Annotated in this window: 17 protein-coding genes; 6 read left to right on the top strand and 11 right to left on the bottom strand. The window is 62.4% G+C overall.

The window, feature by feature from the left end; all coding sequences use genetic code 11:
• Window positions 1-12 precede the first annotated feature (12 nt).
• Entirely contained in the window at window positions 13-165 is a 153-nt protein-coding gene (locus ACTHLA_RS14465) for a hypothetical protein (protein ID WP_440190775.1), read from the top strand.
• A 70-nt stretch (window positions 166-235) separates the two neighbouring features.
• Here ACTHLA_RS14465 and mutL read toward each other — a convergent pair whose 3' ends face one another.
• The 5 genes from mutL to ileS form a co-directional block, all read right to left on the bottom strand.
• Complete coding sequence (mutL, locus tag ACTHLA_RS14460; RefSeq protein ID WP_440191023.1) at window positions 236-2,089, bottom strand: DNA mismatch repair endonuclease MutL; 1,854 nt, start codon at window positions 2,087-2,089, stop codon at window positions 236-238.
• Between the two features lie 171 nt (window positions 2,090-2,260).
• Window positions 2,261-3,025, bottom strand: a complete 765-nt coding sequence (locus ACTHLA_RS14455) for a methyltransferase (protein ID WP_440190773.1) — start codon at window positions 3,023-3,025, stop codon at window positions 2,261-2,263.
• An 80-nt stretch (window positions 3,026-3,105) separates the two neighbouring features.
• Window positions 3,106-3,678 (bottom strand): DUF3035 domain-containing protein, encoded by a 573-nt coding sequence (locus tag ACTHLA_RS14450; RefSeq protein WP_440191020.1) that lies wholly within the window; start codon window positions 3,676-3,678, stop codon window positions 3,106-3,108.
• A 78-nt stretch (window positions 3,679-3,756) separates the two neighbouring features.
• Entirely contained in the window at window positions 3,757-4,302 is a 546-nt protein-coding gene (gene lspA, locus ACTHLA_RS14445) for a signal peptidase II (protein WP_440190771.1), read from the bottom strand.
• Window positions 4,292-7,267 carry an isoleucine--tRNA ligase gene (gene ileS, locus ACTHLA_RS14440; protein WP_440190768.1) on the bottom strand — a complete coding sequence of 992 codons (2,976 nt, stop codon included), beginning with the start codon at window positions 7,265-7,267 and terminating at the stop codon, window positions 4,292-4,294. Before ileS ends, lspA begins: the two co-directional genes overlap by 11 nt.
• Before the next feature lie 221 nt (window positions 7,268-7,488).
• Between ileS and ACTHLA_RS14435 the strand changes: the two genes are divergently transcribed.
• Both ACTHLA_RS14435 and ACTHLA_RS14430 read left to right on the top strand, forming a co-directional pair.
• The gene (locus ACTHLA_RS14435; RefSeq protein WP_440190765.1) at window positions 7,489-8,106 is read left to right on the top strand and encodes a GyrI-like domain-containing protein; all 618 of its coding nucleotides are present in this window, start codon (window positions 7,489-7,491) and stop codon (window positions 8,104-8,106) included.
• Between the two features lie 54 nt (window positions 8,107-8,160).
• Window positions 8,161-10,500 carry a glycosyl hydrolase 115 family protein gene (locus ACTHLA_RS14430; RefSeq protein ID WP_440190762.1) on the top strand — a complete coding sequence of 780 codons (2,340 nt, stop codon included), beginning with the start codon at window positions 8,161-8,163 and terminating at the stop codon, window positions 10,498-10,500.
• Here the strand turns inward: ACTHLA_RS14430 and ribF are convergent.
• Both ribF and ACTHLA_RS14420 read right to left on the bottom strand, forming a co-directional pair.
• Window positions 10,494-11,501, bottom strand: a complete 1,008-nt coding sequence (ribF, locus tag ACTHLA_RS14425) for a riboflavin biosynthesis protein RibF (RefSeq protein ID WP_440190759.1) — start codon at window positions 11,499-11,501, stop codon at window positions 10,494-10,496. The genes ACTHLA_RS14430 and ribF overlap by 7 nt on opposite strands.
• Window positions 11,502-11,930 carry a MaoC family dehydratase gene (locus tag ACTHLA_RS14420; RefSeq protein ID WP_440190756.1) on the bottom strand — a complete coding sequence of 143 codons (429 nt, stop codon included), beginning with the start codon at window positions 11,928-11,930 and terminating at the stop codon, window positions 11,502-11,504.
• 271 nt (window positions 11,931-12,201) lie between these two features.
• Between ACTHLA_RS14420 and ACTHLA_RS14415 the strand changes: the two genes are divergently transcribed.
• The 3 genes from ACTHLA_RS14415 to ACTHLA_RS14405 all read left to right on the top strand — a co-directional run bounded on the left by ACTHLA_RS14415 (window position 12,202) and on the right by ACTHLA_RS14405 (window position 14,140).
• Complete coding sequence (locus ACTHLA_RS14415; RefSeq protein WP_440190753.1) at window positions 12,202-12,588, top strand: response regulator; 387 nt, start codon at window positions 12,202-12,204, stop codon at window positions 12,586-12,588.
• A 35-nt stretch (window positions 12,589-12,623) separates the two neighbouring features.
• Window positions 12,624-13,559: a protein phosphatase CheZ gene (locus tag ACTHLA_RS14410; protein WP_440190746.1), complete on the top strand. Its 936-nt coding sequence runs from the start codon at window positions 12,624-12,626 to the stop codon at window positions 13,557-13,559.
• A 119-nt stretch (window positions 13,560-13,678) separates the two neighbouring features.
• Window positions 13,679-14,140, top strand: coding sequence for an N-acetyltransferase family protein (locus tag ACTHLA_RS14405; RefSeq protein WP_440190743.1), 462 nt, complete (start codon window positions 13,679-13,681; stop codon window positions 14,138-14,140).
• 3 nt (window positions 14,141-14,143) lie between these two features.
• Here the strand turns inward: ACTHLA_RS14405 and ACTHLA_RS14400 are convergent, their stop codons facing one another.
• The 4 genes from ACTHLA_RS14400 to ACTHLA_RS14385 all read right to left on the bottom strand — a co-directional run.
• Window positions 14,144-15,016, bottom strand: coding sequence for a TIGR01459 family HAD-type hydrolase (locus tag ACTHLA_RS14400; RefSeq protein ID WP_440190740.1), 873 nt, complete (start codon window positions 15,014-15,016; stop codon window positions 14,144-14,146).
• Between the two features lie 65 nt (window positions 15,017-15,081).
• Window positions 15,082-15,375 (bottom strand): type II toxin-antitoxin system RelE/ParE family toxin, encoded by a 294-nt coding sequence (locus ACTHLA_RS14395; RefSeq protein ID WP_440190737.1) that lies wholly within the window; start codon window positions 15,373-15,375, stop codon window positions 15,082-15,084.
• Between the two features lies 1 nt (window position 15,376).
• Complete coding sequence (locus ACTHLA_RS14390) at window positions 15,377-15,556, bottom strand: addiction module protein (RefSeq protein ID WP_440190734.1); 180 nt, start codon at window positions 15,554-15,556, stop codon at window positions 15,377-15,379.
• Window positions 15,557-15,621: 65 nt separating this feature from the next.
• A partial coding sequence (locus ACTHLA_RS14385) for an EAL domain-containing protein (RefSeq protein WP_440190731.1) occupies window positions 15,622-16,632 on the bottom strand: 1,011 nt, incomplete at its 5' end.

Below are 16,632 nucleotides of genomic sequence, written 5' to 3'. Positions count from 1 at the left end.
AGGGGTGATGTGATGGATTTTCAAACCGTAGAGGCTGTCAAGACGCGCGCGCCGAAGCGCCGCTCCGACGCGCTGAAGCTGCTCCTTCTGGCCGGTCTGAGCGTTCAGGCCTGGGGTATGTTGATGGGGGTCAGCCTCATCGTTCTCAATCTGACGCAACGCTGATCCGCACACGCCTGCTACCTTTTGGTGGCGGGTTTTTTTGTTATCGACTCAGGGCTGATGGGCGGCGGGTTCAGCGCCGTCCGAACAGTCTTTCTATGTCCTTGAGCTTTAACTCGACATAGGTCGGGCGACCATGGTTGCACTGGCCGGAATGCGGCGTAGCCTCCATCTGGCGCAACAGGGCGTTCATCTCCTCGGCATTAAGGCGTCGGCCTGAGCGGACGCTGTGCCGACAGGCGTGATCGCCGCAGATTTCCGCCATCCGCTCTTTCAGCGCCAGCAGTTCGCCGTGTTCGCTGAGATCGTCGGCCAGATCGCGCACCAGCCCGGCGATGTCGCAATCGCCGAGCAGGGCGGGGATTTCGCGCACCAGCACGCTGGACGGGCCGAAGGCTTCGAGAGTCAGGCCCATCTCGGCCAGATCCTTGGCCCGCGCCATCAGGCGGGCGACCTCATCGCGCTCCAGATCGACAATATCGGGGATCAGCAGGGCCTGGCTCTGCACATGCCCCTCCGCCATCGCTGTCTTCATCTCCTCATAGACGAGCCGCTCGTGCGCGGCGTGCTGATCGACGATGACCAGGCCATCAATGGTTTGCGCGATGATATAGGTTTCGTGTAGTTGCGCGCGCGCCGCACCGAGCGGGAAGGCCTCGGTCTGCGCCGGTTCGACGACGGCGCTTTCCGGCTCAGCTTCGGCTACGCCATAGAACGGCTCTGGATAGTCGGCGATCGGCGCCTCGACGCGTGCGGTCGGCGAAAAGGGCGATGCTTCCGGCGTCAGGTACGGCCTGACGGCGGCGATGTGCGCAGGCGAGGGCCGGTTCAGGTTCAGCAGCGGCTGCACCATGGTTTGCGGGCGGAAGCTGGACAGGGTGGTCTGCGCCACGGTGGTGGCGGCGCGATGGCCCGCCGAGGCCAGGGCGTGTTTGAGCGCGCCGATGATCAGGCCGCGCACCAGATTGGGATCACGGAAGCGCACCTCGGCCTTAGCGGGATGGACGTTAACGTCGAGATCCTGCGGGTCGATCTCAAGAAACAGCGCCGCCAGCGGATGCCGGTCGCGCGCCAGAAAATCGGCGTAGGCTGCGCGCAAGGCCCCGGCCAGCAATTTATCGCGCACCGGACGGTTGTTGACGAACAGATATTGGTGCGCCGCATTGCCGCGCGAAAAGGTCGGCAGACCCGCATAGCCTGACAGGCGCACGCCTTCGCGCTGCTGGTCGATCAGCAGGGCGTTGTCGCCGAAATCAGCGCCGAGCAGGGCGGCCAGGCGACGCAGGCGGCCCTCGAATCCGGCGGCTTCGGCATAGAGTTTCAGCGTCTTCTTGCCGTCCAGCTCCAGCTCGAAGCCGACATGTTCATGCGCCATGGCCTGCCGCCGCACTTCTTCGGTGATGGCCATGTTCTCGGCGCGCTCGGACTTCATGAACTTCAGCCGGGCGGGGGTGGCGTAGAACAGGTCGGACAGCTCGACGCGCGCGCCATGCTCCAGCCCGAAGGCGGCGGGACGCAGGGGCGAAACACGTCCCGCGTCCACCTCAATGGCCAGCGCCTCGCCGCCTCTGACGCGCGAAACGATGTTCAGGCGCGCCACCGAACCCATCGACGGCAGGGCCTCGCCGCGAAACCCAAGCGTCTGGATATGCAGCAGATCCCACGAACCGTCGGCCTGCGGTTTCAGCTTGGAAGTCGCGTGGCGCTCTATGGCCAGTTGCAGATCGTCCGGCCCCATGCCGGAGCCATTGTCCTCGATCAGGATGCGCGACAAACCGCCCTGTGACGCTGAAATCGCAATGCGCGTCGCGCCCGCGTCGATGGCGTTCTCGACCAGTTCCTTAATGGCTGAGGCGGGACGCTCGACCACCTCGCCGGCGGCGATGCGGTTGATGGTGTCCTGAGGGAGACGCTGAATAATCGACATCACGTCTAAATAGCCGGAGTCGGAGGATGAGAGAAGGATCGACCACGGAAAACACGGAAAACACGGACATTCGAGAATAACATCTGCAAGCGACCGCTCTTGCGCATCATTATGTCATCCATGCCGCATGAAGCCGGATCTGGATTTCCGTGCTTTCCGTGGTTAAAAATCCTATTCCGGCTTTTTGAACACGAGGGCGAACCGGTCGGTATGGCCGCGGATCGCCGGGTCGAACACCTTGAGCGTGTGATCGTCCGCCGGATTGGCCAGGGCGTCCGAATCGGCGAGCAGTTCAAAACCCGCCGCCTTGAAATCGTCGAGGACGACCTGCTTGTCGATCCGATGCAGGCTGGAGGTTTGCGTCGTTCCGGCGCCGCGCGCCGTGGCGTGATCGACCACGATGACCAGACCGCCGGGCTTCAGCGTGGCGTTCAGCGCCTTGTCCATCGCAACGCCATTGGCGCCAGGTTCATTATAGGTGTCGTGATAGATCGTCCCGATAAAGATGGCGTCATAGGGCTTCGCCGGGACAGGCACCTTATCGAAATCGCTTTGCACAAGGTGGATATTGGGCCGCGCCTGCGCCATGGCTGCGCGCGCCGGACCTTGCTTGAAGGCGTTGTCCCACTGGGCCGGATTTTGCGAATCGACCGAACCGCCGCACACCGCCGCCGACAGCAGCATGCTGGAATAACCGCCGCCTGCGCCGAGATCGAGGACATGGTCGCCGGGCTTGATCCAGCTTAACAGAAAACGATCCTCGCTCTCGCGCACAGGGTCGAGCGCGGTCTGGTTGTCGGGCCGGTCGGGCCGGGCCAGAGCCGCCGCCAACCTCGTATCGACGGAGGCGCCGGGCGCGCAGGCGTCCTGCGCGTGGGCGAGGAGGGGCGATGCGAGCAGGGTGAGGGCAAGAGCGGATGAGAGCAGGATTTTCATAGCATGCCTCCGGCAAGGAAAAAGGGCGTTCGCATGGAACGCCCTTCTACAGAATTCGCCAAATGAATTTCGCGTAAGATTTAAAGACCCGGCAGTTTGAACTTACGTTCCGCCGGTCTCTGTTCGATGATGATCGGCTGATCGCCGACCAGCGCCTTCAGGCGGGCCTCTTCGGCCTGCGCGTCCACGGGCGTCGAAGCGTCGCTGCCGACAGAGGCGGCGTCGGTCGCCTGATTGGCCTTGGGCTTATGCCAGAACATCACCTTGTCGGCGAAGGACGGCTCCTTATAGGCCAGATCGCCGAATTGATCATCGACGACATAGCGCGCCAAAGGATCGGCCTTGTCGGCGCCCGCCTTTTCGACCAGCAGCTTTTCGCCTTCGGAGCGGTTGACCGCGTCGCGCTGGCCCAGAAGGGCCTGACGCGCCTGGCTTTCCGGCTGCAATTCCTGCGGGCGCGGCTCGCCCGGATTGGGCGGACGCAGCGCATAGTCGGGCGGCACCACCAGCGGCGCCTTGGTCACGACGCGAAATTCGTCCGGCACGACCTTGTTGAGGCCCAGGGCGTTCTTGGTCGAGCTGCAGCCCGCCAGTCCGAGGACGCCTATCCCCGCCAGCAACATTACGCCCGTCGCGACCTTCACCGATTTCATCATCTGCTCCAAATTGCCTGCCGGAAACCCGCCAGCAGGGGAAGTGATACTGTGTTTAACGCCGCCTGCCAAGCGTCCTTAACCGGCGTCAGGTTGCGACGCCTGATCCTTGTCGGCGCGCATGAAATGCCAGATCAGCAAGGCGACGCCAATGGTGATGCCGCTGTCGGCGATATTGAAGACCCACGGGAAAACGTGCGTCCTGGAAAAGTCCAGAAAATCGACGACAAAGCCCAGCCGCGCCCTGTCCAGTCCGTTGCCGATGGCGCCGCCGATGATCAGGGCCAGGGCCGCGACCAGCAGGGGCTGGCTTTTACTGCGCACATAGCCGATCAGAAACAGGGCGACGGCGAACTGGAACGTCACCAGCAGCCAGCGCCCCGCGCCCTCGGAACCGAACAAGCCGAAGCTGATGCCGATATTCTGCACATAGGTGAAGGAAAAGAAGGGCAAAATCGTGACGCTGTCACCCGGTTGCTGAAATCCGAGGCCGTGCAGCACCCAGAGCTTCGACGCCTGATCCAGAACAAGGACCAGCGCAGCCAGAGCCAGCGCGCGCAGGCCCGCCGTCGTGGTGGGCGCGCGCATATAGGCAGCGATCATCTCGGATAGCTTAGAGGACATGGCGTTGATCCCATGCCGCGACCGCTTCGGCGTCGCGCAAACTCAGGTCCGGGTAGCGCGGGTCTGAGCCGACTTCAGGCAGGATGCGCCATGAACGCTGGCATTTGCGGCCTTCGGCGCGGGCGAATTCGACGGCGACGTCCTTGATCTCCGGCAGGCGGAAGGCGTCATCCGGACCGGCATGCGCGATCAGGCTCGCCTGTGAAGTGCGGAAGACTTCGGCGGCGTCAATATCGATAAAGGCGGCCAGCAGGTTTTCGTCGGTGATGTAGACCTTCGGCGCGGCCTCCAGCGCCGAGCCGATCACCTTGTCCCGACGTTTTTCCTCCAGCGCTGCGGTCACGACCGACAACACCTGTTCGATGCGGCCCCAGCGGATCGCCTCCAGCCCATTATGCCACTCTGCCGGAACGTCCGGCAGGGTGCGGAACAGGTTGGCGGGCTGGTCGGGCCAGCGCGAGGCGTGCGCTTCTTCGCAGGTAAAGGTCATGATCGGCGCCAGCCACAGGGTCAGGCGCTCGAACAGGATGTTCAGCACGGTGCGGCAGGCGCGGCGGCGGATGGCCGACGGCATGTCGCAATAGAGGCTGTCCTTGCGCACGTCGAAATAGAGCGCCGACAGGGTCTGCGAGCAGAAATCCGACACCGGGCGAATCACATCGGCGAAGTCGTAGCGGTCATAGGCGTCGCGCACATGCTGATCGAGGCGGTGAACCTCGTGCAGGATATAGCGCTCCAGCGACGGCATGTGATCGTAATCGACGGCTTCGGCGTCCGTGTACCCCTTGAGCGCGCCGAGCAGGTAGCGCACCGTATTGCGCAGCTTGCGGTAGGCGTCCACCGTGGTTTGCAGGATCTGCTTGCCGATGCGCAGGTCTTCGGAATAGTCGGACAGGGCGACCCACAGGCGCAGGATCTCGACGCCCGATTCCTTGGCTACGTCCTGCGGGGCGACGACATTGCCCTTGGACTTGGACATCTTCTCGCCCTGCTCGTCGAGCACGAAGCCGTGGGTCAGCACGGCGTCATAGGGCGCGCGCCCGCGCGTGCCACAGGATTCCAGCAGGGAGGACTGGAACCAGCCGCGATGCTGATCCGAGCCTTCGAGATAGAGGTCGGCGGGCCATTTCGAATCGCCGCGGCCTTCCAGCGTAAAGGCGTGGGTGCAGCCCGAATCGAACCAGACGTCGAGAATGTCGGTGACCTTCTCGAAATCGTCGGGATTGTAGCCATTGCCGAGGAAGTCCGAATCCGGGCGCGTGAACCAGGCGTCGGCCCCGCCTTCGCGGATATAGTCGATGATGCGCTTGTTGACGGCCTCATCCTGCAAGGGTTTGCCCGTTAGCTTGTCAACATACATGGCCAGCGGCGTGCCCCAGTTGCGCTGACGGCTGATCAGCCAGTCCGGGCGCGTCTCAACCATCGAGCGGATGCGGTTCTTGCCCGCCGCCGGATAGAAGGCGGTGGCGTCGATGGCGTTGAGGGCGCGGCTGCGCAGACTGTCGTCGCCAACATGATCACCATCCATGCGGATAAACCACTGGGGCGTGTTGCGGAAGATCACCGGGGCCTTGGAGCGCCACGAATGCGGGTATGAGTGTTCAACCCGACCGCGCGCCAGCAGGTTCCCCGCCTCGATCAATTTCTCCATCACAAGCTTGTTGGCGTCGCCGAACTTGCCCGCCTTTTTACCCTCGGTCTCCATGACCTTGAGACCGCCGAACAGCGGCACATGCGGGTAATAGGCCCCGTCGGGATCGACCGTATCGGGGATCGAATCGAGCGAACGACCCGATTTCAGCCAGACGAGATAGTCGTCGGCGCCGTGACCGGGCGCGGTATGGACAAAGCCTGTACCGGCGTCGTCGGTGACATGATCGCCCTCCAGCATGGGGACGTCGAAGCCGTAGCCGTCATCCAGCGCGGCGAGGGGGTGTTGTAATTCGAGGCGCTCCGAGTAAGCGGCATTTGAATTCAAATGCACATCGCTCACGAATTCCCAAGAAGTAATCTTGGCAGCTTCTTGCACACTGCTCGCGAGATTTTTAGCTAAGATAAAGCGATCACCGGGTTTAGCCCAAGGCTCAAAGCCCAATGTTGAGGCATCTTGCATTTCGGTAACTTTATAAAGTCCATATGAAATGCTTGGATTAAAGGAGACGGCTCTATTGGCTGGAATAGTCCAAGGTGTCGTAGTCCAAATTAGCACCGAGGCACCTACAAATGGATGCTGAGACGGCGGAGCGCCAGGTGAAACTCCAGCGCCACTTCGATACACTGTTGTTACCGGAAACTTCACCCAGATCGTCGGCGAGACATGCGGGTGGTATTCGACCTCGGCGTCGGCAAGCGCCGTGCGCTCGACCGGCGACCACATGACCGGCTTGGAGCCGCGATAGAGCTGGCCCGACATGAGGAATTTGTGGAACTCCGCCGTCACCTTGGCTTCGGTGTCGAAATCCATGGTCGCATAGCGATGCTCCCAATCGCCCAGCACGCCGAGGCGCTTGAACTGCTCGCGCTGCGCGTCGATCCAGCCCGTCGCATAGTCGCGGCAGGCCTTGCGGAATTCGGCGGCAGGCACCTCGTCCTTCTTGCGGCCCTTGGCGCGGAACTGCTCCTCGATCTTCCATTCGATCGGCAGGCCGTGGCAGTCCCAGCCGGGCACGTAATCGACATCATAGCCCATCAGGAACTTCGAGCGCACCACGAAGTCCTTGAGGATCTTGTTCAGCGCGTGGCCGATATGGATGTCGCCGTTCGCATAAGGCGGGCCGTCGTGCAGCACGAACAAAGGCGCGTTCGCCGCCTGACGGCTCTTGCGCACGCTATGATAGAGATCGGCCTCGTCCCATTTTTTCAGCATTTCCGGCTCGGCCTTGGGCAGGCCGGCGCGCATCGGGAAATCGGTTTCGGGCAGAAAGACGGTGTCGCGGTAATCGCGGGTGTTTTCGGTATCGGACATGGATTAAGCGTCTGCGTGTTTTTAAGGACAGGGGCGGCGTGGATCATCCCGGCGCGTCGGCTTAGGCAGCGCGCGCCGGGCGTCAAATTCGTATCGCGGACCCGTTTATCAGCATGGAGGCAGGCTTTATCAGAGGCTCCCGCGCTTGCCTAGCTTAATGTGCTGCTGACGCCGATTGTCGCGCAGGGCGGTAGGCTTCTATCAGCAAAGGGAGCCGCGTTATGGCGAAAATCGACTTCAAGACTGAATATAAGAGCCTTTATCACGCCAGCGCCAGAGAGTTCGCGCTGATCGAGGTTCCGGCTTTGAATTATCTGATGGTGGACGGCGAGGGCGATCCGAACACGGCGCCCGCCTACGCCGCCGCCGTCGAAGCCCTATACGCCCTGTCGTACACGCTGAAATTCATGAGCAGGAACGCCTTTGGCCGCGACTACGTGGTCGGGCCGCTGGAGGGGCTGTGGTGGGCGAAGAACATGACGGCGTTTACGCGCCGCGACAAGGCCGCCAGGTCGTGGACCCTGATGATCCTGCAACCGGACTGGATCACGCCCGAGCATGTGCGCGCCGCCAAGGGCGAGGTGCTGATGAAAAAGGGCCTGCCGGGGCTGGAGAAGGCGCGGCTGGAGACGCTTGAGGAGGGGCTGTGCGCGCAGATTTTGCACGTCGGTTCCTATGACGACGAAGGCCCGACTCTGCAACGGCTGCACGAAGACTGGCTGCCCGCGCAGGGTCTGAAACCGGCGGGCCGACACCACGAAATCTATCTGAGCGACCCACGCAAGGTCGCGCCGGAAAAATGTAAGACCCTTCTGCGCCAGCCTGTCAGACCCATTTGACTCTCCTACAGCCGCGATGTAGTCGTTTTCGATCAAAAATGATCGGAAGCCGTCATGCGTCACGCTCTGCTCGTCCTGATGCTCTGCCTGTTGCCGGGGCTGGCGCAGGCCGCGGACTGGATCGGCGATCAGCCGCAACCCGGCGGCATGGCGCTGGTCGGGGCCAGCATCGTTTACGATCCGAACGACGCCCCCGTAGTGGGAATCGCCGCGCATGATCTGTCGGAAGATATGGGCCGCGTCACCGGCCATGCTGCGCCACTGAACACAGACGAAGCGCAGCAAATCTGGATCGGAGTCAAGGGCCACAGCAAACTGATCGACGGGTTGGGCGACAAGCTCGACCTGTCGAAGCTGAACGCCTGCTGGGAATGTTACGTCATCGCCGTGGTCGATCATCCCAAACCGGGCGTCGCTCAGGCGCTCGTCATTGCGGGGTCCGACCGGCGCGGCGCGGCCTATGGCGCCTATGAGGTGTCGCGCAGCATCGGCGTCTCGCCCTGGGTGTGGTGGGCCGATGTGACGCCTGAGCATCGCGACGCCCTCTATGTCACGGCGGGCCTGCGGCGTTTCGGGCCGCCGAGCGTGCAGTATCGCGGCCTGTTCATCAATGACGAGGACTGGGGGCTGGAGCCGTGGGCGGCCAAGACCTTCGATCCGGCCTACGGCAATATCGGCCCCAAAACCTATGCGCGCGTCTTCGACCTGATGCTGCGCCTGCGCGCCAATACGCTGTGGCCCGCCATGCATAAGGTGTCCAAGGCGTTCAACCTCGATCCGGCCAATGCGGCCCTGGCCGACCGCTATGCTATTCTTATGGGCTCGTCGCATGCCGAGCCGATGCTGAGGAACAATGTCGGCGAATGGACGGACGACCCGGAAAATTACAATTACGCCACGCACCCGGATGAGGTGCGCGACTATTGGCGCGAGCGGCTGAAAACCAACGGCCGTTACGAGAACATCTACACGTTGGGCATGCGCGGCATTCACGATTCGGCCATGGTCGGCGCGAAGACGACCGAGGAAAAGCGCGCCCTGCTGAACCGGATCCTGCACGATCAGCGGCAATTGCTGGCCGAGGAGGTCGGGCCGCCGGAAACCCTGCCGCAAGTCTTCGTGCCCTATAAGGAGGTGCTGGACGTTTACCGCACCGGCCTCAACCTGCCGGACGATGTGACCATCATGTGGCCGGACGATAATTTCGGCTATATCCGCCAGTTTCCCGATGCGAAGGAGCGCCAGCGCTCGGGCGGTTCCGGCGTCTATTATCACCTTGAATATCTGGGCGGCCCGGTCAGCTATATCTGGCTGTCCACCACGCCGCCCGCCCTGATCGGCGAAGAGATGGGCCGGGCCTGGGATCACGGCGCGCGTCGTATGTGGATCTTCAATGTCGGCGACATCAAGCCCGCCGAGATCGACATGAGTTACGCCTTCGATCTGGCGTGGAATGTCGGTGCGACGCGTAAACTGACGCAAAAGCAATGGTTGACGCAGTTTGCGAGCAATACCTTTGGGGCCGAACACGCGGCGCGCATCGGCGATGTGCTGGACCGCTATTACCAACTGAATTTCGAGCGCCGCCCCGAACAGTTGCAATGGTACTGGGGGAAGGGCGCTGCGCCCGTGGCCAGCCCGCTCGACGCCGTGGCGATCGACGCGCGCGTGGCTGCCTTCGATGCGCTGCGCCGCGACGCCGATGCGGCGTCCACGCACAGCGATGCTTATTTCGAGCTGGTCGGCTATCCGGTCGCGGCCAGCGCCCTGGCCAATCGCCGCTATTTCGCGCTGGAATGTCTGGAAACCGGCAAGCCGTGCAAGGTCTCCGGCGAAGCCGCCGCCCATGTCGCCGACGACGCGATCACGGCCTTGGACGCGCGTTATAATCGCCTGCAGGACGGCAAATGGGCAGGGCTGATCAATGAGGAGCCGGCGGATAAACAATGGTCGTTCCGCACCGCGCCGCCGCCGTGGCCGGGGACGAAACAGGCGCTCAACCCCGCGCCGGTCGAGACGGTGACGCTTCTGCCTTTTCCGCCCGTGAAAGGCTGGACACGTATCGAAGGCATGGGGCGCTTAGATTACGTGCTGCGCGCCGACTCGGTGGCGCCGCTGACGGTCAAGGGCGATGCGCGCGGCCGCCTGCGCATCGCTATCCTGCCGATCTTCCCGGCGGACGACGCCAAGGCCTGGCGCCTGAGCGTGTCGGTCAATAACGGCCCGGCGCAGATTCTGACCTATGCGCGCGACGATCTGGACAAGGGCTGGGAGGCGGGCGTTATGGCCAACCGGCTGGTTCAGGACGCAGGCGTCATCGACAGTCCTGCCAGCATCCGCATCGTTCCGCTCGATCCGGGCGTTATTCTTGAGGGCGTGGAGGTCGTTCAGTGATGGCGGAACCAGGCGCGCGCCTGCGCCGCATCTTCGGCGATGGCGGCCTTGAGCGCGTCCAGCCCGTCGAACTTGGCCTCCGGGCGCAGGAAGGCCAGCACTTGCGTCTCCGTCATCTGGCCGTAAATTTCCTCACTGAAGTCGAACAGATAGACTTCCAGCAATTCGACATCGCCGCCGACGCTGGGCCGCACGCCGATATTGCTGACGCCGTCGATCAGTCGCCCGTCGGCCAGTTTCGTGCGCGTGACATAGATGCCGTAACGAGGGCGCAGGTAAGCGCCCAGATCAATATTGAGCGTGGGGAAATCAAGCGTCCGACCCAACTTGGCGCCGTGCCGCACAACGCCCAGATAGGCCTGCGGGCGACCGAGAATGGCCGTAGCAGTAGCGATGTCGCCAAGCTGCAACGCTTCGCGCACCGCTGAGGACGACAGTTTGCGTCCGGCGGCGTCGCTCTGGCAGGCGGCGATCTCAGTGGTGAAGCCAAAACGCGCGCCAAAGGCTTCGAGATCGGCGGCGTGGCCTGCGCCTTTCGCGCCAAACTGGAAGTCGAAACCGGCGCTGACATGGCTCAGCATCAGGTGATCGCGCAAAATCAGCCGCGCAAACGCTTCCGGCGACAGGGCGGCCATGTTCGCATCGAAATGCAGCACATAGGCGACATCGACGCCCAGGGCTTCAAAAGCGCGCATCTGCTGTGACAGGCGCATCAGCCGGAACGGCGGGCCATCCGGGCGAAAATAGCTTTGCGGATGCGGATCGAAACAGATGACGGCGGCGGGACGACCGGCGGCTCTGGCGCGGCGCACCGCCGTCTCGATGACATGCTTATGGCCAAGATGTACGCCGTCGAAGCTGCCGATCGCCGCGCAGGCCCCGGTCAGCATGGCGTGATCCGAGGTGCGCACGCTGCGTAAATCGTCGCTGATGGTAATATGCACGATGCGCAGCCTTTGCGGGCGCAGGGCGGGCGGCAGGTGGGCGAGCGAAACGGGCACTTAGGTTTTAGGTCTCTTGGGCGCGATGACGACGGCGGTTCCGTCCAACATGGTCTTGCCGCGCACCTTGACAAGGGTGGTCAGCGTGACGTGACCGCTTTTTTCGTCGATGCCGGTGATCGTAACGATCACCTCGGCCTCGTCGCCGGGGCGGACGGCGCGCTTGAAGTTCAGGCTCTGCGACACATAGATGGCGCCGCGTCCGGGCAGATCGCCCGCCAGGGTCGCCGATATATAGGCGCCCAGTAGCATGCCGTGCGCGATGCGTCCGCGAAACGGCGACGCTTTGGCGAAGTCCTCATCGACATGGACGGGATTATGGTCGGTCGAGACGTCGGCGAAGGCGCGAATCGCTTCGTCGCTGACGGCGAAGACGCGCGTCGCGGTCTGCTCCAGCGATAATTCGTCAAGATAATAGCTCTGGCTCATGGGTCTGCTCTAATTGAGCGCCGCAAGCCTGCCAAGCAATTTTACTATTCGGGCCTGCGTCTTAATGTGCCGATTTGGCGCAAAAAAGTTCGCCGCTCAGGCGCATTTTGGGAAAAGTTCATGGTTAATGGAGGTTATATCATTGAATTTATATAATAAAATTCAATATCGCTCTTAACCTGAATTTAGCGTGTTCGCCGCATACTGGCCCTGTCTTGAAAGAAGGGCCTGCCTCTTGCGGGTTCACTTAGAATAAGTGGGGCGTTACAACATGGCCATCGATATGTCCATGCCGGTGCTGGTGGTTGACGATTATAAGACCATGCTCCGGATCATTTCCAACCTGCTCAAGCAGTTGGGCTTTGAGAACGTCGAGGAGGCTTCGGACGGCACCGAGGCGCTCGACAAGATGAAAAAGGGCTCCTACGGCCTGGTCATCTCCGACTGGAACCTGGAGCCGATGACGGGCTACGAGCTGCTGCTCAAGGTCCGCGCCGACGATGTTCTGCGTCGCACGCCGTTCATCATGGTCACCGCCGAGAGCAAGACCGAGAACGTCATCGCCGCCAAGAAAGCTGGCGTTAACAATTACATTGTTAAGCCTTTTAATGCGGCGACTCTGAAGCAGAAGATCACCGCCGTTCTGGGTGAATTCTAAGTCCCTGTCTGACTTTACTTTTTCGTAGGTTTACTATGGCTCTGCCGGCAGAAAAAAGGGACGAACGCGACGGAATCGATTTCGATTCGGTTCCGGTTGGCGAACTCGAACCCAAGCTGATCAATCTGATGCAGCAGTCCGAAGCGCTGGTCGCGCTGATGCGCGGCTTCTTCCAGAAGCTGGACAAGCGCCGCTCGGACGAGTTCCGCATCATTGCGGGCTATATCGCCAAGGCCAAGGAAGAGATCCGCGAAATGCGTCCGCACGACATTTCGCAGGAACGCATTCCGACCGCGGGCGCCGAACTGGAAGCCATCACCCGCGACACCGAAGCGGCGACCCACACCATTATGAATTCGGCGGAAGCCATTATGGGCGCCGACATCAGCGATCCCAAGGCCTACAAGGCCATGGTCGATGATGAGGTCATGAAGATTTTCGAGGCCTGCTCGTTCCAGGACATCACCGGCCAGCGCGTGTCGAAGGTGGTCGGCGTCCTCAAACAGATCGAGGAGCGCGTCGGGCGTCTGGCCAGCACGCTGGGCGTTGACGACGCCGATCCGAGCGAGGTTTCGGCGGAAGAAAAGCGCCGCCGTGACCTGCTGCTGAACGGTCCCGCCATCGGCGGCCCGGAAACCAAGCAGGACGCCATCGACGCCATGTTCGACGAAGCGCCCGCCATGGACAGCCCGGTCAAACCGGACGCTCTGGCGAACAAGGCGCCGGAAGCCCCGGCGGCCAAGGTCGAGGCGCCCAAACCTGCGCCGCAAACAGAGATCAAGCCTGAGGTCAAGACTGCGCCCCAGCCCCAGCCTGCACCCAGGGCCGAAGCCAAGCCCGCGCCGACGCCCGCGCCTGCGGCGGAAGAGGCGGGCAATTCTCAGGACGATATCGACGCCCTGTTCGACATGTCGCCCGAAGACCTGAACAAGACGAATTCTCAGGACGATATCGACGCCCTGTTCGACTAAGACTTTAAGACAGATACGACATCCACAACCCCGTCAGAGGGTTAGGAAAGATTTGTGATGGTGAGCGGGACGCGATGGCCGGGAGGCTTTCGCGTCCTTTCGCGTTAACGGGAATGAGGATGATGGTCGGGACGAGGGTGCGCGACATCCACAGCGGAGACTACGCCGATTGGCGGACGCTGTGGGACGGCTACAACGCCTTTTATGGCCGCAGCGGCGCCAAGGCCTTGCCGGAAGCGGTGACGCGGACCCTGTGGCGCCGACTGAATGCGCCGGACGCGCCGGTCCGCGCTTTGGTCGCGACCGATGGCGAAACCCTGTGCGGGCTGGCCCATCGGGTGTTTCACCTCAGCACCTCGGCGGCGGGCGAGGTCTGTTATGTGCAGGATCTCTATGTCGCCGACGGTGCGCGGCGCGGCGGCGTCGGTCGGGCGCTGATGACCGCCGCTTATGAAGCGGCGCGGGCGCGCGGCTGCGGGCGCGTCTATTGGCATACGCAGGAGACGAATCGCGTGGCGCGCCGTCTTTACGACCAGATCGCGCGCCGCACCGGCTTTATCGTCTATCGCAAGGAGTGGTGAGGCTCACCAGCGCAGGGCGTCGGCGACATATCTGGCTTCGGCGGTCTGCACGTCGAGCAGGGCTTTCAGACGCAGCGGATCGAGCTTTCCGGTCTCGTCCGTAGCTTCGAGCGCGTGAATACCGGCGGCGATGAACAGAAGATCCAGCCCCTGACCATTGGCGCCCAGCACGTCGGTAGGCAGGCCGTCACCGACCGCGAGGATGCGGCGTTTGTCATGCGGTTTGCCGGTCAGACGCTCACAGGCGGCGTAGCACAGATCGTAGATCGGCGCATAGGGCTTGCCCGCCATGATGACCGGGCCGCCCAGGCTGGCGTAGAGATCGGCCAGAGACCCGGCGCACAGAATGATCTTGTCGCCGCGTTGCACCACCTTGTCGGGATTGGCGCAGATCATCACCAGTTTGCGCTCGGCGGCGCGGCTGAGAGCATGGGTATATTGCTCCAGCGTGTCGTTCTCGTCGTCGAACAGGCCGGTGCAGGAGATGAAGGCGGCCTCTTCCGGGCGCGTGGTCAGAGCGATGTCGATGCCGTCATAGATGACATTGTCGCGCTCCGGGCCGAGCTTCCAGGCCGGCCCTTCGGCGGCGAATTTGCGCAAATATGCGCGCGTGGCGTCGCCGGAGGAAATGACCTCGGAAAAGCCGTCGTCATGGATGCCGAGCGAAGCCAGTTGTTCGATCAGGCTGTCGCGCGGACGCGGCGAGTTGGAGATCAGGATGACCGGGCCGCGCGTCTCCCTGAAGCGCCGGATCGCGTCATATGCGGGCGGGAAATGCTGGCGGCCATTATGCAAAACGCCCCAGATGTCGCAGAACAGGGCGTCGTAACGATCGGCGACGCCGGACAGTCCGGTTAGAAGTTCGGGATGGGGCATGCAAAACTCGCGCGCGGAAGATGGGATGCGGGCTGTTTAGCGGCTATAGTTGCGCTGGGAAAGGCCTATAAACGCTTTTGCCAGACGCTTGGATTGCGACTGGAATGAAAGCAGGCGAGGACGTGAATATCACCGCCATGTTCGCGAAAATAGATGACATAAGGAAATCGCGCCAAACGCGCACGCCGTATGGAAGAAATCGCTTGCGGATAACGCATAGGGTGCGCGGCTATGCCTTGTATCCGATCATCGAGAGTCTCCACAAAGCGCTGACCTAATCCCGGCATTTCCTTTTCATACCAGGTCTGCGCATCCATGACGTCCTGACGCGCCGCCAGCGTAAAAATTATGCCGGTCATATCAGCGCTTAGTCAGGTCGGCCTTCAACTGAGACCATGCGACGCCGTGCAAGAGATCGTCGTCAAGCGTCTGAAGACGACGTTCGAGCTCGGCGCGATGCGAGTCAGGAACTCCGAAAGTCTCATCGTCCAGACTGTCCCACAGATCACCGATCAGCTCCAGCTTTTCGACGGCGCTCATGCGTGTGATCTCATCTGGCGACAGTCTTCCCATAAAACCAGATTACCCCTAAACCAGTATGATAGCTAGGCGCGTCGGCGCATCTGCGGCAGGGTGGATTTGATAAAGCCCGCGGGCGGGTCGGTTTCGGCCAGCACCTGCTCCTTGATGGCGCGCGGTTCGCCGAACAGGTGGCCCTGGGCATAGCCGATGTCGATTTCGAGAATATCGACGACCTGTTTTTCGCTTTCGACCTTTTCGGCGATGACCTCAATGCCGTAGCGCGCCAGCAGACCGGCGTAATCGCCCGCATGAATATCCTTGAGGAATTTCAGCGCGGGCTTGCCCTCGACGTCGAGCAACTGCTCCAGCAGCAGAGAGGCGCCGATCTTGACATAGCGCACGTCGGAACGGTGCAGATCCTGTAGGTCGAAGTCGATGCTGACCACCTTGTCGATGGAGAAGCGGAAGCCGAGGTCGGCCAGCTTGGCCATGTTGCTGGCCGCGACCGGGCCGCGGTCCTCGAAGGCGGCCTGGCCGACCTCGAAGATCAGCGCGCCGGAGAGGTCCTGGTTGTCGGCCAGGAACTCCAGGAACTGCGGGAAGAAGCTCTCGTCGGCCAGGCTGGCCAGCGAGATGTTGCAGAAGATGCCGACCTTGCGGTCCTGCCGCGCCAGGCGCCGGACGATCTGCACGCAGCGGAACAGCAGCAGGTTGTCGATGGCGGCGACCAGGCCCTCCGGTTCGGCCACGGCCAGGTATTCGGCCGGCATCATCACCCGGCCGGTCTCATCGCGCAGACGGGAGAAGCTCTCGTAGAACACCGTCCGCCGCTGCGGCAGGCTCACCACCGGCTGCAGGTAGAGGTCGACCCGGTTGTCGGCCAGCGCCTCGCGCACCGTCTGCAACAGCGCCGACTCCGGCCGCCCGAAGCTGCGGCCGCCGTGGGCGACGGCCTGGGGCGGGGCGGCGGCGCGGGCGTCCATGTCCTCGCCCATGCGCGCCACCAGGTCCTCGAGCATGCGCAGCTCGGAGGTGAGCGCCTCGGTGGCCACCGCGGTCTCCTCCTGCAGGGTCTCGGACAAGCCCTTGAGCTC

The sequence above is a fragment of the Asticcacaulis sp. genome (genome assembly GCF_051956075.1).
Classification (GTDB): domain Bacteria; phylum Pseudomonadota; class Alphaproteobacteria; order Caulobacterales; family Caulobacteraceae; genus Asticcacaulis.
The sequence above is the reverse complement of the archived record's forward strand: the minus strand, read 5'-3'. Positions and strand labels throughout refer to the sequence as shown.